This is a genomic window from Pseudomonas extremaustralis (assembly GCF_900102035.1).
In the GTDB taxonomy this organism is placed as follows: domain Bacteria; phylum Pseudomonadota; class Gammaproteobacteria; order Pseudomonadales; family Pseudomonadaceae; genus Aquipseudomonas; species Aquipseudomonas extremaustralis.
Genome location: NZ_LT629689.1, coordinates 5,177,391 through 5,195,353 on the forward strand (window position 1 = coordinate 5,177,391; position 17,963 = coordinate 5,195,353).

18 protein-coding genes and 1 other RNA gene are annotated in these 17,963 nt (G+C 62.8%); 10 read left to right on the forward strand and 9 right to left on the reverse strand.

The annotated features are described in order from the left end of the window. Window positions 1-2 precede the first annotated feature (2 nt). Entirely contained in the window at window positions 3-980 is a 978-nt protein-coding gene (locus BLR63_RS23785; RefSeq protein WP_010564499.1) for an NADPH:quinone oxidoreductase family protein, read from the reverse strand. A 150-nt stretch (window positions 981-1,130) separates the two neighbouring features. Between BLR63_RS23785 and BLR63_RS23790 the strand changes: the two genes are divergently transcribed. Next, window positions 1,131-1,547, forward strand: coding sequence for a flagellar basal body-associated protein FliL (locus tag BLR63_RS23790; protein ID WP_010564498.1), 417 nt, complete (start codon window positions 1,131-1,133; stop codon window positions 1,545-1,547). A 112-nt stretch (window positions 1,548-1,659) separates the two neighbouring features. Here BLR63_RS23790 and BLR63_RS23795 read toward each other — a convergent pair whose 3' ends face one another. The 4 genes from BLR63_RS23795 to BLR63_RS23810 form a co-directional block, all read right to left on the reverse strand. Beyond that, window positions 1,660-2,778: an ABC transporter permease gene (locus tag BLR63_RS23795; RefSeq protein ID WP_010564497.1), complete on the reverse strand. Its 1,119-nt coding sequence runs from the start codon at window positions 2,776-2,778 to the stop codon at window positions 1,660-1,662. After that, window positions 2,778-5,495 carry a ribosome-associated ATPase/putative transporter RbbA gene (gene rbbA / locus BLR63_RS23800; protein WP_010564496.1) on the reverse strand — a complete coding sequence of 906 codons (2,718 nt, stop codon included), beginning with the start codon at window positions 5,493-5,495 and terminating at the stop codon, window positions 2,778-2,780. The genes BLR63_RS23795 and rbbA overlap by 1 nt, the downstream gene beginning before the upstream one ends. Beyond that, window positions 5,492-6,457: an HlyD family secretion protein gene (locus tag BLR63_RS23805; protein ID WP_010564495.1), complete on the reverse strand. Its 966-nt coding sequence runs from the start codon at window positions 6,455-6,457 to the stop codon at window positions 5,492-5,494. Before BLR63_RS23805 ends, rbbA begins: the two co-directional genes overlap by 4 nt. A 69-nt stretch (window positions 6,458-6,526) precedes the next feature. Beyond that, on the reverse strand, window positions 6,527-6,976 hold the full coding sequence (locus BLR63_RS23810; protein ID WP_010564494.1) for an EVE domain-containing protein: 450 nt from the start codon (window positions 6,974-6,976) through the stop codon (window positions 6,527-6,529). Window positions 6,977-7,171: 195 nt separating this feature from the next. Here BLR63_RS23810 and BLR63_RS31570 point away from each other — a divergent pair, with 195 nt between their 5' ends. Then, the gene (locus tag BLR63_RS31570; protein WP_010564493.1) at window positions 7,172-7,321 is read left to right on the forward strand and encodes a hypothetical protein; all 150 of its coding nucleotides are present in this window, start codon (window positions 7,172-7,174) and stop codon (window positions 7,319-7,321) included. Between the two features lie 7 nt (window positions 7,322-7,328). Here the strand turns inward: BLR63_RS31570 and BLR63_RS23815 are convergent, their stop codons facing one another. From BLR63_RS23815 to BLR63_RS23830, 4 genes are all read right to left on the reverse strand, one after another. Next, window positions 7,329-7,958 (reverse strand): 5-formyltetrahydrofolate cyclo-ligase, encoded by a 630-nt coding sequence (locus BLR63_RS23815; RefSeq protein WP_042946694.1) that lies wholly within the window; start codon window positions 7,956-7,958, stop codon window positions 7,329-7,331. 58 nt (window positions 7,959-8,016) lie between these two features. After that, window positions 8,017-8,195: non-coding RNA, 6S RNA (gene ssrS, locus BLR63_RS23820), on the reverse strand. A 30-nt stretch (window positions 8,196-8,225) separates the two neighbouring features. After that, on the reverse strand, window positions 8,226-8,543 hold the full coding sequence (locus BLR63_RS23825; protein ID WP_010564491.1) for a cell division protein ZapA: 318 nt from the start codon (window positions 8,541-8,543) through the stop codon (window positions 8,226-8,228). Beyond that, window positions 8,540-8,749 carry a TIGR02449 family protein gene (locus tag BLR63_RS23830; protein WP_007982902.1) on the reverse strand — a complete coding sequence of 70 codons (210 nt, stop codon included), beginning with the start codon at window positions 8,747-8,749 and terminating at the stop codon, window positions 8,540-8,542. Before BLR63_RS23830 ends, BLR63_RS23825 begins: the two co-directional genes overlap by 4 nt. Window positions 8,750-8,887: 138 nt before the next feature. Between BLR63_RS23830 and BLR63_RS23835 the strand changes: the two genes are divergently transcribed. The 8 genes from BLR63_RS23835 (at window position 8,888) to gcvT (ending at window position 17,921) form a co-directional block, all read left to right on the forward strand. Beyond that, the gene (locus BLR63_RS23835) at window positions 8,888-9,445 is read left to right on the forward strand and encodes a YecA/YgfB family protein (protein WP_010564490.1); all 558 of its coding nucleotides are present in this window, start codon (window positions 8,888-8,890) and stop codon (window positions 9,443-9,445) included. A gap of 37 nt (window positions 9,446-9,482) precedes the next feature. Beyond that, on the forward strand, window positions 9,483-10,805 hold the full coding sequence (pepP, locus tag BLR63_RS23840; protein ID WP_010564489.1) for a Xaa-Pro aminopeptidase: 1,323 nt from the start codon (window positions 9,483-9,485) through the stop codon (window positions 10,803-10,805). Then, window positions 10,802-11,989 (forward strand): 2-octaprenyl-6-methoxyphenyl hydroxylase, encoded by a 1,188-nt coding sequence (ubiH, locus tag BLR63_RS23845; protein ID WP_010564488.1) that lies wholly within the window; start codon window positions 10,802-10,804, stop codon window positions 11,987-11,989. The genes pepP and ubiH overlap by 4 nt, the downstream gene beginning before the upstream one ends. Beyond that, complete coding sequence (locus tag BLR63_RS23850) at window positions 11,982-12,467, forward strand: DUF4442 domain-containing protein (protein WP_010564487.1); 486 nt, start codon at window positions 11,982-11,984, stop codon at window positions 12,465-12,467. Before ubiH ends, BLR63_RS23850 begins: the two co-directional genes overlap by 8 nt. A 9-nt stretch (window positions 12,468-12,476) precedes the next feature. After that, on the forward strand, window positions 12,477-13,694 hold the full coding sequence (locus BLR63_RS23855) for a 2-octaprenyl-3-methyl-6-methoxy-1,4-benzoquinol hydroxylase (protein ID WP_162830761.1): 1,218 nt from the start codon (window positions 12,477-12,479) through the stop codon (window positions 13,692-13,694). 223 nt (window positions 13,695-13,917) lie between these two features. Beyond that, on the forward strand, window positions 13,918-14,922 hold the full coding sequence (locus BLR63_RS23860; protein ID WP_010564485.1) for an extracellular solute-binding protein: 1,005 nt from the start codon (window positions 13,918-13,920) through the stop codon (window positions 14,920-14,922). A gap of 143 nt (window positions 14,923-15,065) precedes the next feature. Next, window positions 15,066-16,682 carry an ABC transporter permease gene (locus BLR63_RS23865; protein ID WP_010564484.1) on the forward strand — a complete coding sequence of 539 codons (1,617 nt, stop codon included), beginning with the start codon at window positions 15,066-15,068 and terminating at the stop codon, window positions 16,680-16,682. 156 nt (window positions 16,683-16,838) lie between these two features. Continuing rightward, window positions 16,839-17,921 (forward strand): glycine cleavage system aminomethyltransferase GcvT, encoded by a 1,083-nt coding sequence (gcvT, locus tag BLR63_RS23870; RefSeq protein ID WP_010564483.1) that lies wholly within the window; start codon window positions 16,839-16,841, stop codon window positions 17,919-17,921. The last annotated feature ends 42 nt before the right edge of the window (window positions 17,922-17,963 follow it).

The window sequence follows — 17,963 nt, forward strand, 5'->3', positions numbered from 1 at the left end:
CGTTAGCGGGTCTGGACGACGACTTTGCCAACCGCCTTGCGCTGGCCCAGGTCATTAATCGCCTGGGCGGCCTGATCGAGTGGGTATACCTGCGACACTAACGGCTTGAGCTTGCCCTCGGCGTACCACGTGAACAGTTGTTGGAAATTCGCCCCATTATCCTGCGGCTGGCGCTGGGCAAACGAGCCCCAGAACACCCCGACCACCGCCGCGCCCTTGAGCAGCGCCAGGTTCACCGGCAGCTCGGGAATGCGTCCGCTGGCAAAGCCCACCACCAGCAGGCGGCCGTTCCAGGCGATGGCGCGGATGGCCTGGTCGAACAGGTCGCCGCCCACCGGGTCGTAGATCACGTCGGCGCCGTTGCCGTCGGTCAGGCGTTTGATCTCGTCCTTCAGGCTGGTTTCGCTGTAGTTGATCAACTCATCGGCACCGGCCGCCTTGGCCACCGCCAGTTTCTCGGTACTGCTGGCGGCGGCGATCACCCGCGCGCCCATGGCCTTGCCGATTTCCACGGCAGCCAGGCCCACCCCCCCGGAAGCGCCGAGCACCAGCAGGGTTTCACCGGGTTGCAGGTTGGCCCGTTGTTTCAGCGCATGCATGGACGTGCCGTAGGTCATGCTGAACGCGGCGGCGGTGTTGAAGTCCATGCTCGGCGGGATCGGCAGCACGTTATAGCCCGGCACGGCGACCTGTTCGGCAAAGCTGCCCCAGCCGGTGAGCGCCATGACCCGGTCGCCGACTTTCAAGTGACTGACCTTTTCCCCTACTTCGCTGACCACGCCCGCCGCTTCGCCGCCCGGCGAGAACGGGAAGGGCGGCTTGAACTGGTATTTGCCCTCGATGATCAGCGTGTCCGGGAAGTTCACCCCGGCGGCATGCACGTCCAGCAGGATTTCGTTTTTCTTGATCGCCGGGCTGGCGATTTCTTCCAGCACCAGGGTTTCGGCAGGGCCGAAGGCTTTGCACAGCACAGCTTTCATCGGACTATTCCTTTGGGCGTCGTGGCCGATAAGTGTAGGAGGGTATGTCCGAGGGTCAATGAGCATGTCCCGGCCTGATAAGTCGCCATAAGCTTGTGCTCTGCGTTGCTAGCGTTATGCTACCGGGCAACCGAATGTGAGGAATGAACTGTGAAAGCGTGGATTCTGTTGATGCTGGCCCTGACCTTGCCGATGGCGGCCCAGGCCCAAGAGGCGAAAGAAGCGAAAGAAGGCGAGGCGCCGAAGGTCAGCTATATCAGCCTGAGCCCGCCGTTCGTGGGCAACTATGGCCTGGATGGCACGGCGAAACTCAAGGTATACAAGGCCGACATCGCCCTGCGCGTGACCGGCACCGAAGCGGCCGCAGCAGTCAAAGCCAATGACGCGCTGATTCGTAACCAGTTGGTGGCGTTGTTCAACCAGCAGACCAGCGAGACCATGAGCACCGTCGAAGGCAAGGAAAAGCTGCGCCAGGAAGCCCTGAAGCAAACCCAGCAAGTGATGAGCGACGAGACGGGCAAGCCGATGGTGGAAGATCTGTTGTTCAACAACCTGATTGTCCAGTAGGAGCAAGCTTGCTCGCGAAAATCGTCAACGATAACGCGTACTTTCTGATTTGACGCGGTGTCCTTGAGTGCTTCGCAAGCAAGCTCGTTCCTACCGTCGGCGGCACGCGGTTTCAGGAAGCCAGGCTCTTCCTGAACCGCGCCAGCGCCACCGCAAAGAACAGCAAACCAATCCCCGCCAGCGCCAGCATGTCCGGCCACACCACGCTGACTCCCGCATCCCGGAACAGAATCGCCGCGCTCAGGCTTACAAAGTGTGTCGACGGCGAGACCTGCATCACCCACTGCAACCATTCGGGCATGCTGTCCAACGGCGTACTGCCGCCTGAAAGCAGCAGCATCGGGATGATCACCGGGATCGCCAGCAAGCCGAACTGCGGCGTCGAGCGCGCGAGGGTGGCGAGGAAGATGCCCAGCGCGGTGCTGGCAAACAGGTACAGCGCCGTCACAAACAGGAACAAGACCAGCGACCCGGCCAACGGCACGCCGAGCATCCACTTGACCACCACCTCCAGCGACAGCCAGGTACACAGCACCACCACCAGCATGTTGCTCCAGATTTTCGCCAGCATGATTTCCAGCGCGGTCAGCGGCAGTACCAGCAGGTGGTCGAGGGTGCCGTGTTCGCGCTCGCGCAGCAACGCGGTGCCGGTGAGTACGATGGCGAGGATGGTGATGTTGTTGACGATCTGGATCACCGCCAGGAACCAGCCGCCCTCCAGGTTACTGTTGAACAGCGCCCTGGACGTGAGCAGGGCGGGCGCCTGACTGGCGGCATTGGCTTGCCCGCTGTAGGTCAGCAGTTCCTGCTGGAAAATCCGCCCGATGTAGCCCGCGCCCATGAACGCCTGGCTCATTGCCGTGGCATCGACATTCACCTGCACGCCCGGCTGACGCCCTGCCAGCAGGTCGGCCTGGAAGTTCGCCGGCACGTTGATCACGAACGTGTACTCGCCGCTGTCCATGACCTTGTCCAACTGATCGTAGGCCAACGGCACTGGCGTCTGAAACTCGGGGGGCAGCAGCGCTTCGGCCATCTGCCGCGAGAGCGCGCTGTGATCTTCATCGACAAACGCCACGCTGGCATTGTGCACGCCGATCACCGAACCGGCGGCAGGCATATAGATCGCCACGGTGAAGGCGTAGAACAGGAACAGCAGCAACACGCTGTCGTGGCGCAGGCTGGTGAGTTCCTTGAGGCCCAGGCGCAGGATATGAGCGAACTTGTGCATCAGACCTCCTGTTTCTTGAGCATGATCAGACTGAGCCCGGTGAACCCGACGAAAAATCCGAACAGCGCCAGGCATTGCGGCCACAGCTGGCGCAGGTCCAGGGCCTTGGTGAAGGTGCCCACGGCAATATCCAGGAAGTGCCCGGCGGGAAACAGCGTGCCCATTACTGCAGCAGCGCCTTCCAGGGACGAGCGCGGCACGATCAGCCCGGAGAACTGGATGGTCGGCAGGCTGGTGATGATCATGGTGCCGAGGATCGCCGCGATCTGGGTGCGGGTGAACGCGGAAATCAGCAGGCCCATGCTGGTGGTCGCCAGCACGTACAACAGGCCGCCGAACGCCAGGGTCAGGGCGCTGCCCTTGAACGGGACGCCGAACAGCCAGCGGTTCATGGCCACCAGTACGGCCAGGTTGATCAGGCTCACTGCCAGGTACGGCGCCTGTTTGCCCAGCAGGAACTCCAGGCGGGTCAGGGGGGTGGCGTAGAAGTTGGTGATCGACCCCAGCTCTTTTTCGCGCACGATGCCCAAGGCGGTGAGCATCGCCGGGATAAAGGCGAGGATCAGCGCCATCACGCCCGGGCCGATGGCATTTACGCTGACCACATCCTGGTTATAGCGAAAGCGTGTTTCCAGCTTGGCCGCAGCCTGGTTGTTCGCGGGCGCGCTGCTCAGCTCGGCCAGTTGCTCAAGGTTGGCCTGGTGTACGGCTTCCACATAGTTGCGGCTGGTTTCTGCGCGAAACGGCATGCCGCCGTCGAGCCAAGCGGCCACCGTGGGTTGACGGCCGGCATACAGGTCGCGGCCGAAACCGGGCGGGATTTCCAGGGCCAGTTTGATTTCCGAGCGTTGCAGGCGCCGGTGCAGTTCGCTGGCATCCTGGATCGGGGCTTGTTCGGCGAAGTAACGCGAACTGCGAAAGGCTTCCAGGTAGGCGCGGCTTTGTGGGGTCTGGTCCTGGTCGTAGACGGCGAAGGCGAGGTTTTCCACGTCCAGGGAAATGCCGTAGCCGAAGATCACCATCATGAACATCGCCCCGAGCAGGGCAAAGGCCATGCGCACCTTGTCGCGCAGCAATTCCTTGCCTTCACGGCTGGCCACGGCCATCAGGCGCGGCAGACTGAACCCGCGCCTGCTCGCGGGCGGTGCGGCGGTTTCGCTGACGGTTTGGGCCGGCGCGCTGGGTTCGGGTTCGCCCTGGGCCTGTTCCAGGCAGGTGACGAACGCGGCTTCCAGGGTGTCGCCGTGGAACTGCTGTTGCAGCGCGTCGGGTGTATCGCAGGCCAGTACCTTGCCGGCGTGCATCAGGGAAATGCGGTCGCAGCGCTGGGCTTCGTTCATGAAGTGGGTGGACAGGAAGATCGTCACCCCTTGTTCGCGGGACAACTCGATCAGCAGCCGCCAGAAATCATCCCGCGCCGCCGGGTCGACGCCCGAGGTTGGCTCATCGAGGATCAACACTTCCGGGCGATGCAGCACCGCCACGGCCAAGGACAGGCGCTGGCGCAGGCCAAGGGGCAGTTCGCCGGACGGCTGCTCGGCCACATGGTCGAGGTCGAAGCGTTGGATCAGCTCATCGATGCGCTTAGCGCTGTCGTCCTTGGGCAAGTCGAACAGTTGCGCGTGCAGCACCAGGTTCTGGCGCACGCTGAGTTCGCCATACAGCGAGAAGCTTTGCGACATGAAGCCCACCCGCTTGCGGGTGGCGAGGTCCTTGGCGTCCACCGGGTTGCCCAGCAGCGTGGCGCTGCCTTCGGTGGCGGGCATCAGTCCGGTGAGGACTTTCATGGTGGTGGTCTTGCCGCAGCCGTTGGAGCCGAGGAAGCCGAAAATCTCGCCGCGACCGATGGCAAAGCTGACCTTGTTCACCGCGGTGAAATCGCCGAAGCGCAGGGTCAGGTCGTGGGCTTCGATGGCGATATCGTTGTTGGCGTTTGTCCTGGGTGGAATCACCAGCGGCTGGTTGTCATGGCCGCTGTCGCCCTGGAAGTGGGTGAACGCTTCATCCAGTTTGCCGCTGGGGGTGGCGGCGGCCAGTTCGTGGCTGAGGCCATCGGCGATCAGCTTGCCACGGTCGAGCATCAGGCAATGTTCGAATTGCTCGGCTTCTTCCATGTAGGCCGTGGCCACCAGCAGCGTCAGTTGCGGGCGCTCGCTGCGCACGGTTTCGACCAGTTCCCAGAAGCGCCGGCGCGACAGCGGGTCGACGCCGGTGGTGGGTTCGTCGAGGATCAGCAGGTCCGGTTCGTGGATCAGCGCGCAGCACAGGCCGAGCTTCTGTTTCATCCCGCCAGAGAGTTTGCCGGCCGGGCGGTCGGCGAAGCGTTCGAGGTCGGTGGCCAGCAGCAGGTTGTGCATGCGCTGGTCGCAATCGGCTTTGGACAGGCCGAACAGCGTCGCGAAGAAGCGGATGTTTTCGCTGATGGACAGCTCGGGGTACAGGTTGCCGCCTAGGCCTTGGGGCATGAAGGCGATGCGCGGGTACAGGCTGTTGCGGTGGTGGCGGTCGGCGATGGAGCCGCCGAGCACCTCCAGCTGGCCGTCCTGCAGTTTTTTGACCCCGGCGATCAGTCCCAGCAGGCTCGACTTGCCGGCGCCATCCGGGCCGATCAGCCCGCAGCGCGTGCCGGCGGGCAGGCTGAAGGCGATGTCGATCAGTGCCTGTTGCTTGCCGTAGCGGTGCTGGATGCCCGTGGCGTGCAGCGCCAGGCCGCTCATTGCAGGTTGGCCGGCCAGTCGATGTCAGCCGTGCGCACATAGCCGGCGCCGGGCATGCCCGGTTTGGCCTGGGGCACGGCGCTGGGTTGGGTCAGGCGCAGCTTGACGCGGAATACCAGCTTCTGGCGTTCATCGCGGGTTTCCACTTCCTTGGGGGTGAACTGGGATTTGGCCGCGACAAAGCTGATTTTGGCCGGCAGCGATTGGCCGGGGAGCGCGTCGAGGAGGATGCGCGCATCGCTGCCGACGGTCAGGGCGCCGGTCACCGAGGCGGGCAGGTAGAGGTTCATGTATTGATCCTCGGGGTCGATCAGCAGCAGCACGCGACCGCCAGCGCCGAGCACTTCGCCGGGCTCGGCCAGGCGCAGCTGGATGATGCCGTCGATCGGCGCGCGCAGGCTGCTGTCGTCGATTTCGCTGGTGAGCTGGGCCACCTGGGCCTGGGCCGCGCCGATGGCAGCCTTCACCGAATTGACCTGGGCCTGGGCCGCGACCACCGCCGCATTGCCGGTGCTCTGGCGGGACTGCTGCTGGTCGATCAATTGGCTGCTGGCAAAGCCGCGCTTGTACAACTCCTGGGTGCGCTTGAGTTCTTGATTGGCCAGCAATTGTTCGCTCTGGCGCAGTTGCACGGTGGCCTCGGCGGCGGCGAGGTTTTCCCTGGCGCGCAGCACTTCGGCTTCGGCCTGGGCACGCTGGGCTTCCAGGGTGCGGGTGTCCATGCGCGCCAGCAGTTGGCCTTTAAGCACCTTGTCGCCTTCATCTACCCGCACTTCGGCCAGGCGGCCAGGGATCTTGGCGGCGATCTGCACTTCAGTGGACTCCAGTCGGCCGTTGCCCATGCTCAAGCCTTCGGGCAGACGGTCCTGGGTGGAGCGCCAGTAACCGAAGGCGCCAGCCCCCAGCAATAGGGCGAGCAGTGCGATGGCAAAAAAGCGGGACAGATGGCGGTTCGTGGACATGACTGCTTCCTGCGGCATTAGCGGATGAGTGTGATCTGTTTCCCCGGAGAGGGCTTTGATACCGGTCAGTTAAAGCAAATGAAGGATGGCGGCCCATTGCTGCGGCGTGACGGCCATCACGGAAAGGCGGCTGCCTTTTTGCACCAGCGGCAACTCGGCGAGGGCGGCTTGCTGTTTCAGATAGCCCAGACCCAGCACCTTGGGGAAGGTCTGGACGTGCGCCACATTGATGGCACTCCACGGGTTCTTCTCCGGGCTGGCCTTGGCGTCGAAATAGTGGCTGTCCGGTTCCAGTGCGGTGGGGTCCGGGTAGGCGGCCTCGACGATTTTGCCGATGCCGGCAATGCCCGGCTCGGGGCAACTGGAGTGATAGAAGAAGAACTCATCGCCGACGGCCATGGCGCGCAGGAAATTGCGCGCCTGGTAGTTGCGCACCCCGTCCCAGCGGGCTTCACCGAGCTTTTCCAGACCTTTGATCGAGAGTTCGTCCGGTTCGGATTTCATCAGCCAGTAGGCCATTGTCGGGCTCCTGAAAATGGGGTTTGGCAAGTTGTGCGGCAATTGGATGACAAACCGACAGTCGGTTGGCGCCAAGGTTTGCGTGTTGGTTCACGTTAACGCAGAATGCCGGGATTTTAAGCTTGACGCAGCTGCAACGGACTACTTTGGAACGTTGTTGTCATCGTGTACGAGGTGCCTGAAGGGGGGCAATCGATGCAACGTAAACCGGATTTACTATGGATTCTGGTGATTTTGTTTGGTCTGGGTGTGGTCACCACCGGGTATGCGCAAAGCCTGTGGTCGAACAAGACAGATGCCCCGGTGGAGCTGGCCCAGAAGCCGCCACAACCGTTCAAGCGTTGACCCTTCTTCAAGGCGCCGCTGATTCCAGTGGCGTCTGTGCGGTATACCATCTCTTGTCAGTAACGGTGCCCGCCAACGGCACATCCCAGCTCGCCTGTACCAGCCGTTCGACTTTCTGACACTCATGGGCCAGGCCCAATAGCGTCGGCTTGCGCCAGCGTTGGCGGCGCGCCAGGTACGCCAGGCTGCGGTCGTAGAAGCCACCGCCCATGCCCAGGCGACCACCCGCCTCATCGAACCCCACCAATGGCAGCAATACCAGGTCCAGTGCCCATACCTTGCGTTGCCGGCTGACGGTCACGCGTGGCTCCAGAATGCGAAAACGGTTGGGCCGCAGCTTTTCTGCGGGCAGCACGCGCTGGAACACCATCTTGGTCCGCGGCCAGGCGCTGAGCACCGGCAGGTAAGTGGCCTTGCCCCGGCGCTGCGCTGCGCGCAGCAGCAGGCGCGGATCGATTTCACCGTCCGTCGGTAGATACAAAGCGATATGTTTGGCCCGGCGAAACAGCGGATGCTGTGCCAGTTGTCGATACAGGCCAAGGGCGGCCTGGCGCTGCTCACTCGGCGTGAGGGCGCGTCGAGCGTTGCGCAACATGCGTCGAAGTTGCGGACGGGAAAGCGGCGCAGGTTCGGTCATGGCTTTTCGGCTCATAAAACAATGCCAGTCCTTGAGACTGGCATTGAGTTTGGAATTCAGGCTCCCCGACAGAGCCGCTGTCGACTCAGCCCTTGAACCCGAAAGTTCAAGGTGGAAGATGCAGTAGGCTTTAAGGCTTTCCGTCTAGCGGACATGCACACCAGCCCAACGTGCAACTTCCAGGGTAGTGCGAATCGGCTCCGGGACATCGCCGACTGGCAAGCACGCCAGGGAGTGCGGCGAGTATACCTTAAACCTTGGCGGCAATCAGCCTTTGGGTGTGTCTGAATCGCTGGAGAGAACCAGGTCGACGCGTTCCAGCAGGTCGCGCACTTGCTCGCGCGTCGAGCCGCTGGCCTGCACGTCAGGGCGTTCCTGCTTATGCAGCAGATCGTGGGTGATATTCAGGGCGGCCATCACGGCGATGCGATCGGCGCCGATCACTTTGCCGCTGCTGCGGATTTCACGCATCTTGCCATCGAGGTAGCGGGCGGCGCTCACCAGGTTGTTGCGCTCTTCCGGGGGGCAGATGATCGAATATTCTTTGTCGAGGATCTGCACGGTGACGCTATTGCTTGAACTCATGAGTCTTGCTCCAGGGCCTTCAGGCGCGAAATCATCGATTCGACCTTACGCCGGGCGATTTCGTTTTTTTCAATGAGGTGAGCGCGTTCCTCGCGCCAGGTCTTTTCCTGAGCTAATAGGAGTCCGTTTTGACTCTTAAGTTGCTCGACCCGAGTAATTAGCAATTCGAGTCTGGCCATCAGCGCTTGCAGGTCGGTGTCTTCCATTGGGTTCCACTGGATTTGTCTGATGAATGGCAACTGCAGGATAAACGATCTGACGCCCTTGATAGTCTTGGTACGTCTGCCGGTGCTAGGATACAGCGCTCCATTCTAGACATTGCGCCGTCTGGCGCCTAGCTCACCATGCCCAATCCAAATTCCCCGTACGATGCTTTTTCCACACTGCTGAGCACCAGCGGTCATCCTTGCTCACCTGCCGAACTGCACGGCGTGCTTTTGGGCCGCAGTTGCACCGGCGTTGGTTTCGATGCCGACAACTGGCTGGCCGATGTGGCTGAGCTGCTGGAAAAAGAGCCAGAAGACAGCGTGCGTAATGCACTGATCGGCCTGCAGGAAATGGTCAAGGGCGAGCTGACCGGTGATGACGTCACCGTGGTCCTGCTGCTGCCGACCGATGATGCGCCGCTCGCCGAGCGTGCCGCTGCGCTGGGTCAATGGTGCCAGGGCTTCCTCCATGGCTTTGGCGTGAATGCCGGCGGCCTGGAACTGAGTGACGACGCCAAGGAAGTACTGCAGGACCTCGCGGCCATCTCCCAGGTGCAAGATGCCCTGGAAGAATCCGAAGACGGCGAAGGCGACTACATGGAAGTCATGGAATACCTGCGCGTCGCGCCGCTGCTGCTGTTCACCGAGACCAAGAAGTCTGCTGAGCCGGTCGCGGCCAAGCCGTCGTTGCACTAAGGCCGTCACTGCACCCAGAAAGGAAGCCCATCTGCCCATGATCCATATCCCGAAAGCGGAATACATCCGGCGCCGCAAGGCGCTCATGGCGCAGATGGTCCCCAACAGCATCGCCATTCTGCCGGCCGCCGCCGTGGCGATCCGCAATCGCGATGTCGAGCATGTCTACCGCCAGGACAGCGACTTCCAGTACCTGAGCGGCTTCCCCGAGCCCGAAGCGGTGATCGTGCTGATGCCCGGTCGCCAGCACGGCGAATACGTGCTGTTCTGCCGCGAGCGCAATGCCGAGCGCGAACTGTGGGACGGCCTGCGCGCCGGTACCGAAGGCGCCGTGCGTGACTTTGGCGCCGACGATGCCTTTCCCATCACCGATATCGACGACATCCTGCCCGGCCTGATCGAAGGCCGCGACCGGGTGTATTCGGCCATGGGCAGCAATGCCGAATTCGACCGGCACTTGATGGAGTGGATCAACGTCATCCGTTCCAAAGCGCACCTGGGCGCCCAGCCACCGAACGAATTCGTTGCCCTGGATCATCTGCTCCACGACATGCGCCTGTATAAATCGGCGGCGGAAGTGAAGGTGATGCGCGAGGCTGCGCGCATTTCCTGCGCGGCTCATGTCCGCGCGATGCAGGCCAGTCGCGCCGGTTTGCATGAGTTCAGCCTGGAAGCCGAGCTGGATTACGAGTTTCGCAAGGGCGGCGCGAAGATGCCGGCCTATGGCTCAATCGTCGCGGCCGGACGCAACAGCTGCATCCTGCATTACCAGCAGAATGACGCGTTGCTCAAGGACGGCGACCTGGTGCTGATCGACGCCGGTTGCGAGATCGACTGCTATGCCAGCGATATCACTCGCACCTGGCCGGTCAACGGCAAGTTTTCGCCGGAACAGAAGGCGATCTACGAAATCGTACTGGCCTCCCAGGAAGCCGCGTTTGCCCAGATCGCGCCGAACAAGCATTGGAACCAGGCCCACGAGGCGACCGTCCAGGTGATCACCGCCGGGCTGGTCAGGCTGGGGTTGTTGCAGGGCGACGTTGACGAGTTGATCGCCAGCGAAGCCTACAAGCCTTTCTATATGCACCGCGCCGGCCATTGGCTGGGGATGGATGTGCATGATGTGGGCGAGTACAAAGTGGGCGGTGAATGGCGCGTGCTGGAAGTCGGCATGGCGTTGACCGTGGAACCGGGGATTTATATTTCGCCGGATAACCAGAACGTGGCAAAGAAATGGCGTGGCATTGGCGTACGCATCGAGGACGACGTGGTGGTGACCAAGCAAGGCTGTGAAATCCTGACCGGCGGCGTGCCCAAGGCGGTCGCCGAGATTGAAGCGTTGATGGCGGCAGCCCGATGAGCCGGGTCAACCTGGCGATTATCGGCGGCGGCCTGGTGGGTGCCAGCCTCGCGTTGGCGTTGCAGGCCGGCGCCAAGGCGCGGGGCTGGAAGATTGTCCTGATCGAACCGTTCGCTCCGGGCGACAGCTACCAGCCGAGCTACGATGCGCGGTCGTCTGCGTTGTCCTATGGGGCTCGTCAGATTTATCAGCGGCTGGGCATCTGGCAGGACATTTCCCGCCGTGCCGAGCCGATCAAGCAGATCCATGTGTCGGACCGTGGGCGTTTCTCCACCGCACGTCTTTCGGCCATGGAAGAAGGCGTGCCGGCCCTCGGTTATGTGGTCGAAAACGCCTGGCTCGGCCAATGTCTGTGGCAGGGTTTGGATCGCGACGTGGTCAGTTGGCGTTGCCCGGCGGAAGTCACGCGCATGGAACCGCTGCCGGATGGTTATCGCCTGACCCTCAACGACGAAACCGTGCTGGAGTGTGACCTCGCGGTGCTGGCCGATGGCGGCCGTTCCGGTTTGCGCGAGCAACTGGGCATCGGCGTGAAAACCCGGCCCTACAACCAGAGCGCGCTGATCGCCAACATCACCCCCAGCGAAGCCCACAATGGCGAAGCCTTCGAGCGCTTCACCGACGACGGGCCGATGGCCTTGCTGCCGCTGCCGGACAACCGCTGCGCGCTGGTCTGGACCCGCGCCGGCATGGACGCCCAGCGCCTGGCCGCACTCGACGAGCGCAGCTTCTTGAGTGAATTGCAGGGCGTGTTCGGCTATCGCCTGGGCACCTTGAAGCAAGTGGGCGCCCGTCATCTGTATCCGTTGAATCTGGTGGAAGCCGAAGAGCAAGTGCGCTCGCACCTGGTGATCCTCGGCAACGCCGCCCACAGCCTGCACCCGATTGCCGGGCAGGGCTTCAACCTGTCCCTGCGCGATGCGAGTGCCTTGGCCGAGGCCTTGTTGGCCGGGCCTGCGGTACCCGGTGACCTGGCGACCCTGCAAGACTATCGCGAGCGTCAGCGGATGGATCAGAAGCTGACCGTGGGTTTTTCCGACCAGGTCACGCGGCTGTTCGGCAGTGCCCAACCGCTGGTGGCGTTGGGCCGCAACATGGGCTTGCTGGGCCTGGACCTGTTACCGCCGGCCAAGCGCTGGTTCGCCCGTCAGGCCATGGGCCTGGGCACGCGTCCCGATGCGTAAAGGGTTGATCGAGCGTCTGGGCAAGGCGCGGTTGTTGCGTTGGATCATGACCCTGTACCCGCCGTATCTGGGCGCGGGCATCCGCGTACAGCACATGAGCGCTGATTTTCGCCATGTCAAAGTGCGCATGGGCCTGGGCTGGTACAACCGCAATTACGTCGGCACGCAATTCGGCGGTAGCCTGTATTCGATGGTCGACCCGTTCTACATGTTGATGCTGATGGAGAACCTGGGCCGCGACTACATCGTCTGGGACAAGGCCGCCAGCATCGATTTCGTCTCGCCGGGCAAGGGCCCGGTGTACGCCGAATTTTCCATCGACGACGCCTTGCTCGATGAGGTACGTCGCCAGACCGCAGGCGGCGAGAAGTATTTGCCCCACCTCGAGGTCCAGATTCATGACGGCTCCGGCACCTTGGTGGCGCGCGTCGACAAAACCCTTTACGTGCGGCGCAAGCCGCCAGCGAGACAGGCTTAAAGCATGGACATGCGCGCAGATGTGCTGATTGTCGGGGCCGGAATGGTCGGAAGCGCCCTGGCGCTGGCGTTGCAGGGCAGTGGCCTGCAGGTGCTGCTGCTCGACGGCAGCGCGCTCAGCGTCAAGCCGTTCGACCCCGAGGCCGCCTTCGAGCCACGGGTGAGCGCCTTGTCGGCCGCCAGCCAGCGCATCCTGGAGCGCCTGGGTGTGTGGGACGGCATCGTCGCACGGCGCGCCAGCCCTTACGGCGAAATGCAAGTGTGGGATGGCAGCGGCACCGGGCAGATCCACTTTTCGGCGGCCAGCGTGCATGCCGAGGTGCTGGGGCATATCGTCGAGAACCGCGTGGTCCAGGATGCCTTGCTCGACCGCCTGCACGACTGCGACCTGGGCCTTTTGGCCAATGCGCGCCTGGAGCAGATGCGCCGCTCCGGCGATGACTGGCTGCTGACCCTGGCCGATGGCCGCACGCTGCGCGCGCCGCTGGTGGTCGCCGCCGATGGCGCCAACTCCGCTGTGCGCCGCCTGACCGGCACCGCAACGCGTGAATGGGATTATCTGCATAACGCCATCGTCACCAGCGTGCGCAGCAGCCAGCCGCACCAGCGTACTGCGTGGCAACGCTTTACCGACACCGGCCCGCTGGCGTTTTTGCCGCTGGTGCGCGATGGCCAGGAGGATTGGTGTTCGATCGTCTGGTCGACCACGCCGGCTGAATCCGCACGCCTGATGGCGCTGGACGATGAGCGCTTCTGCCGTGAGCTGGAGCGTGCGTTCGAGGGGCGCCTGGGCACCGTGGTCAGCGCTGACCCGCGCGTTTGCGTGCCCTTGCGCCAGCGCCACGCCAAGCGCTATGTGGCCGAGGGGCTGGCACTGATCGGCGATGCCGCCCACGTGATCCATCCATTGGCGGGGCAGGGCGTGAACCTGGGCTTTCTCGACGCTGCGGTGCTGGCCGAGGTGCTGTTGTCGGCGACCGAGCGTGGCGAGCGCCTGGCGGACTTGAAAGTGCTGAGCCGTTACGAGCGCCGGCGCATGCCGCATAACCTGGCGCTGATGGCGGCGATGGAGGGCTTCGAGCGCTTGTTCCAGGCCGATCAACTGCCATTGCGCTGGTTGCGCAATGCGGGCTTGAAGCTGGTCGACCAGATGCCCGAAGCGAAGGCCGTCTTCGTTCGCCAGGCCCTCGGCCTGACGGGCGACTTGCCGGAACTGGCCAAACTCTGAAACACAACCCTCCTGTAGGAGCGAGCTTGCTCGCGAAAAACGCAATGACACCGCGTTTATCCAGTCGGACAAGCGTTATCGTTGACGGTCTTCGCGAGCAAGCTCGCTCCTACCGGGAGGGCGGTTTGCAACATCTGGTAACGCCTCTGCTGAGTGTTTGATTGAGATGCTAAATGTGAGTCCCTATCATTTGCCTTCAATTTGCATCTGAGAGACCGCACCCATGTCGGCATCCAAACGCCTTCTGACTGCCCTGGCACTCACCCTGATCGGCACCACCACCGTGCAGGCGGCCGACGAAGTCGTGGTCTACTCCTCGCGCATCGATGAACTGATCAAGCCGGTGTTCGACGCCTACACCCAGAAGACCGGCGTACAGGTGAAGTTCATCACCGACAAGGAAGCCCCGCTGATGCAGCGCATCAAGGCCGAGGGCGAAAACGCTACCGCCGACCTGCTGCTCACCGTGGATGCCGGCAATCTCTGGCAGGCCGAGCAGATGGGCATCCTGCAACCGTTCACCTCTGACGTGATCGACAAGAACATCCCTCTGCAATACCGCTCTTCCAAGCACGCCTGGACCGGCTTGAGCCTGCGTGCGCGGACCATCGCCTATTCCACCGACCGGGTAAAACCGGGTGAGCTGACCACCTACGAAGCCCTGGCCGACAAACAATGGGAAGGCCGTCTGTGCCTGCGCACAGCGAAAAAGGTCTACAACCAGTCGCTGACCGCCACCCTGATCGAGACCCATGGCGAGGCCAAGACCGAAGCCATCGTCAAGGGCTGGGTCAGCAACCTGTCCACCGATGTGTTCTCCGACGACATTGCTGTCCTGGAAGCGATCAACGCCGGGCAATGCGACGTGGGTATCGTCAACACGTACTACTACGGCCGCCTGCACAAGCAGAAGCCGGACCTGGCGGTGAAGCTGTTCTGGCCGAACCAGGGCGACCGTGGCGTGCATGTGAACCTGTCGGGTATCGGCCTGACCCAACACGCACCGCACCCGCAAGCCGCCAAGGCACTGGTGGAATGGATGACCACGCCCGAGGCGCAGAAGATCTTTGCCGATGTGAACCAGGAATTCCCGGCCAACCCGGCGGTACCGCCATCGGCTGAAGTGGCGAGCTGGGGCAAGTTCGTAGCCGATACCTTGCCGGTGGAAGTGGCGGGCAAGCGCCAGGCCGAGGCAATCCGCTTGATGGATCGGGCCGGCTGGAACTGAATGTAAATGTGGGAGGGGGCTTGCTCCCGATGGCGGTCGGTCAGTCACTGATGGGGTGACTGGCACGGTTCCATCGGGAGCAAGCCCTCTCCCACATTGTTTTGTGTCTGTCTGTAGATCATCCACTCCCTGGGAACTTGCTCTTGGCCCACCCCGCGCAACGTCGTTGGTACCTGCCGGTCTTCACCGTCGCCGCCCTGGTTTTGCTGCCGCTGAGCGTGCTGGTGCTGTCCTGGCAAAGCATCGACGTGCAAATCTGGTCCCACCTCTGGGACACCCAGATGCCGCGCCTGCTGGGTAACACCCTGACCCTGGTGCTGGGCGTCGGTATCGGCGTCACGCTGCTGGGCGTGAGCCTGGCCTGGCTGACCAGCCTCTGTGAGTTCCCCGGACGGCGCTGGCTCGACTGGGCGCTGATGCTGCCCTTCGCGATCCCTGCCTATGTGCTGGCCTTTGTATTCGTGGGGCTGCTGGATTTCGCCGGCCCGGTGCAAACCCTGCTACGGGACGGGTTCGGCTCAGGGCTGCGCTTGCCACGGGTGCGCTCCACTGGCGGCGTGATCATCGTGTTGGTGCTGGTGTTCTATCCCTATGTCTACCTGCTGGCACGCGCCGCGTTCCTGTCCCAGGGCAAAGGCTTGATGGAAGCCGCGCGGGTGCTGGGACAGTCGCCCTGGCAAGCATTCTGGCGCGTGGCGTTGCCCATGGCGCGACCGGCGATTGGCGCGGGCGTGGCCCTGGCGTTGATGGAAACCCTGGCGGATTTCGGCGCCGTATCGGTGTTCAATTTCGATACTTTCACCACCGCCATCTACAAGACCTGGTATGGCTTCTTCAGCCTGTCCAGCGCGGCGCAGTTGGCCAGCCTGTTGCTGCTGGTGGTGATGCTGGTGCTGTACGGCGAACGGCGCGCCCGGGGCGCCAGCCGACCCAGCAACGAACGACCGCGAGGCAAGGCCCTGTATCACCTGCGCGGCTTCAAGGCCGCGGCGGCCAGCGGTTGGTGTGGATTGGTATTTGCCTGTGCCTTTGTCATTCCGATGCTGCAACTGCTCGCCTGGTTCTGGCAGCGCGGGCGGTTCGACCTGGATGAGCGCTATTCGGGCCTGATCGTCCACACCCTCTACCTGGGCGGCATCGCGGCCCTGATCACCGTCAGCGTGGCGCTGCTGCTGGCCTTCGCCAACCGCCTGGCACCTACCCGGACGATTCGCTCCGGCATCAGCCTGGCCAACGTCGGGTACGCCTTGCCGGGCTCGGTGCTGGCGGTGTCGATCATGTTGGCATTCAGCTATCTCGACCGGGAACTGGTGGTGCCGCTGTCCGGCTGGCTCGGCGGTGCGGGCAAACCCTTGCTGTTGGGCAGCCTGTCGGCGCTGGTGCTGGCGTACCTGGTGCGTTTCCTGGCCGTGGCCTATGGGCCGCTGGAAAACAGCCTGGCGCGCATCCGCCCCTCCTTGCCGGAAGCGGCACGCAGTCTTGGAGTGAGTGGTCCACGACTGTTTTGCAAAGTGTATCTGCCGTTATTACTGCCCGGGACGTTGAGCGCTGCGCTGCTGGTGTTCGTCGATGTGCTCAAGGAAATGCCCGCGACCTTGCTGATGCGCCCGTTTGGCTGGGACACCCTGGCGGTGCGGATTTTTGAAATGACCAGCGAGGGGGAATGGGCACGAGCATCATTACCGGCCTTGACCCTGGTGTTGGTGGGCCTGCTGCCGGTCGTCGGGCTGATCCGACGCTCTGCCCGTCAAATCGGCTAGGTGCCAGTCCTACAGCTTGAGGCTACAATGCGCGGCATTCGGTGCGGTCCGTCTTTCGGATCGAGTCGCTGTGCGTCGCTGCAGGCCTTGTAATTCAAGGTATTCAGTACGACCGGCAACCCTGCGCACCTTCGCCAAGCCCGGAAGGAGAAACCCATGGGACAGCGTACGCCTCTGTATGACCTGCATCTCGCCCTCGGCGCGAAAATGGTCGATTTTGGCGGTTGGGATATGCCTCTGCACTACGGCTCGCAAGTTGAAGAGCACCATCAGGTGCGACGCGACTGCGGGGTGTTCGATGTATCTCATATGACCGTGATCGATATCTCAGGCCCCCAGGCCAAGGAATGGCTCCAGCACCTGCTGGCCAATGACGTCGACCGTTTGGATGGCTGCGGCCGTGCGTTATACAGCGCCATGCTCAACGAGCAGGGCGGCGTGGTGGACGACATGATCGTCTACCGTACCGAAACCGGTTACCGGCTGGTGGTCAATGCCGCCACCCGTGACCAGGACATGGCCTGGATGCAGGCGCAACTGGGTGACTATCAGGTGCAACTGCTTGAACGGCCCGAGCTGGCCATGTTGGCGATTCAAGGCCCTCACGCGCGGCAGAAAATTGCCGAGCTGGTCACCCAGTCTCGTGCCACGCTTATTCACCAGCTCAAGCCTTTTGAAGGCCAGGCCGACGGCGACTGGTTCATTGCCCGGACCGGCTACACCGGTGAAGATGGCCTGGAAATTATCCTGCCTGCCGACCAGGCTCCGGGTTTTTTCAACGACCTGGTGGGCGCGGGTATTTCACCCATCGGCCTCGGCGCCCGCGATACCTTGCGCCTGGAGGCCGGCATGAACCTGTACGGCCAGGATATCCGCGAGGATGTCTCGCCGCTGGCAGCCAACATGGCCTGGAGCATTGCCTGGGAGCCTGCCGGACGCAACTTCATCGGCCGTGCGGCGCTGGAAGCCGAGTTGGCGGCGGGCGTGCAGTCCAAACTGGTGGGGTTGGTGCTGGAAGAACGCGGGGTTTTACGCGCGCATCAGGTGGTTCGTATCGCCAATGTTGGCGAAGGGGAGATCACCAGTGGTAGTTTCTCTCCTACGCTGAGCAAATCCATTGCCTTGGCGCGTGTACCGTCGGCGACTGCCGACCGGGCCGAAGTGGAAATCCGCGGCAAGTGGTACCCGGTTCGAGTGGTCAAACCGACCTTCGTGCGCCATGGCAAAACCTTGATCTAACTATTTATGGCAGGCCAAAGGCCGCTGACATTTCTTCTTGAG

Coding starts and splice junctions, on each gene's coding strand:
- BLR63_RS23810 (WP_010564494.1), bottom strand. CDS start 6,976: ATGGCCTACTGGCTGATGAAATCCGAACCGGACGAACTCTCGATCAAA.
- rbbA (WP_010564496.1), bottom strand. CDS start 5,495: ATGAGCGGCCTGGCGCTGCACGCCACGGGCATCCAGCACCGCTACGGC.
- BLR63_RS23815 (WP_042946694.1), bottom strand. CDS start 7,958: ATGACCGAACCTGCGCCGCTTTCCCGTCCGCAACTTCGACGCATGTTG.
- BLR63_RS23835 (WP_010564490.1), top strand. CDS start 8,888: ATGCCCAATCCAAATTCCCCGTACGATGCTTTTTCCACACTGCTGAGC.
- BLR63_RS23850 (WP_010564487.1), top strand. CDS start 11,982: ATGCGTAAAGGGTTGATCGAGCGTCTGGGCAAGGCGCGGTTGTTGCGT.
- BLR63_RS23795 (WP_010564497.1), bottom strand. CDS start 2,778: ATGCACAAGTTCGCTCATATCCTGCGCCTGGGCCTCAAGGAACTCACC.
- BLR63_RS23825 (WP_010564491.1), bottom strand. CDS start 8,543: ATGAGTTCAAGCAATAGCGTCACCGTGCAGATCCTCGACAAAGAATAT.
- BLR63_RS23855 (WP_162830761.1), top strand. CDS start 12,477: ATGCGCGCAGATGTGCTGATTGTCGGGGCCGGAATGGTCGGAAGCGCC.
- gcvT (WP_010564483.1), top strand. CDS start 16,839: ATGGGACAGCGTACGCCTCTGTATGACCTGCATCTCGCCCTCGGCGCG.
- pepP (WP_010564489.1), top strand. CDS start 9,483: ATGATCCATATCCCGAAAGCGGAATACATCCGGCGCCGCAAGGCGCTC.
- BLR63_RS23860 (WP_010564485.1), top strand. CDS start 13,918: ATGTCGGCATCCAAACGCCTTCTGACTGCCCTGGCACTCACCCTGATC.
- BLR63_RS31570 (WP_010564493.1), top strand. CDS start 7,172: ATGCAACGTAAACCGGATTTACTATGGATTCTGGTGATTTTGTTTGGT.
- ubiH (WP_010564488.1), top strand. CDS start 10,802: ATGAGCCGGGTCAACCTGGCGATTATCGGCGGCGGCCTGGTGGGTGCC.
- BLR63_RS23785 (WP_010564499.1), bottom strand. CDS start 980: ATGAAAGCTGTGCTGTGCAAAGCCTTCGGCCCTGCCGAAACCCTGGTG.
- BLR63_RS23830 (WP_007982902.1), bottom strand. CDS start 8,749: ATGGAAGACACCGACCTGCAAGCGCTGATGGCCAGACTCGAATTGCTA.
- BLR63_RS23805 (WP_010564495.1), bottom strand. CDS start 6,457: ATGTCCACGAACCGCCATCTGTCCCGCTTTTTTGCCATCGCACTGCTC.